The sequence below is a fragment of the Oleiphilus sp. HI0086 genome (genome assembly GCF_001635225.1).
The window spans coordinates 1-801 of the sequence record NZ_LWFZ01000699.1 but is presented as its reverse complement, the minus strand read 5'-3'; the positions used below and the strand labels follow the sequence as shown (position 1 = coordinate 801).

1 protein-coding gene is annotated in these 801 nt (G+C 43.4%); it reads left to right on the top strand.

Annotated features, from left to right (window positions below; translation table 11 throughout):
* The coding region (locus A3756_RS27670; RefSeq protein WP_197481270.1) for an SCP2 domain-containing protein at nt 1-597 on the top strand (597 nt) is incomplete at its 5' end.
* Nucleotides 598-801 lie beyond the last annotated feature (204 nt).

The window sequence follows — 801 nt, the reverse complement described above, 5'->3', positions numbered from 1 at the left end:
GACTGTGTGCTAGCCATTAGTGTCAGTTCCCCTAGCAAAGTTATCTATGTGGGCGTTGAAGAGCAAAACGAAGCCCAAAGTAACGAGTCAGACGATAACACCCAAGTGGTTTATCGAGTTGCCATACTCCCCGCTCAGGACCATTCCAGCGTTCAGATCAAAGGTTCCTTACTGTCCTTTATTAAACTTGCTAGCTCTAAGGACAAAAGCTTACTCTTCAAAACCAACGAAATTCAACTAAGTGGCGAATCTGTCAGAATTCAACAAATTCAGGCATTCCTTAGCATCGTCAGTGTTGACTGGGAAGGCATTCTCGCTTCTGTTATCGGCGATATTCCCGCACATATTATCGGCACCTCTATTCGCCAAAGTTTGAGTTTTGGCAAAAACCTGACTCAATCTTTGATCAGAGATGCGGAAGAGTTTATTAAGTATGAATTACGCCTGTTTCCAAATAAGGCTGCTGCTAAAAAGCAATTTGCAGCGATCGACAAGCTCTATCAGGCAAGCGAAGCTTTAGAGAAGAAAATTAAGGCTCGACTTGGTGATAAGTCAAATCAAGATAGCACTGTTAGCCAAGAGCAAACGACCAATTAACGCATAAATAAGAGATCAATAAACTCCGTGTCGAAGTTATTACTACTTACCAAACTCCGCAGAATATTCGTGATTCTGTGGGTCATTAGTCGCTACCGCCTAGACGAGTTTATTCCGCTTGCTCAGCTCCCCTTAAGCGCCAGACTACTTCTAATTCTTGCACCTTGGCACTTTTTTCCAAAACCGAAGATGTCTCGCGGTGAG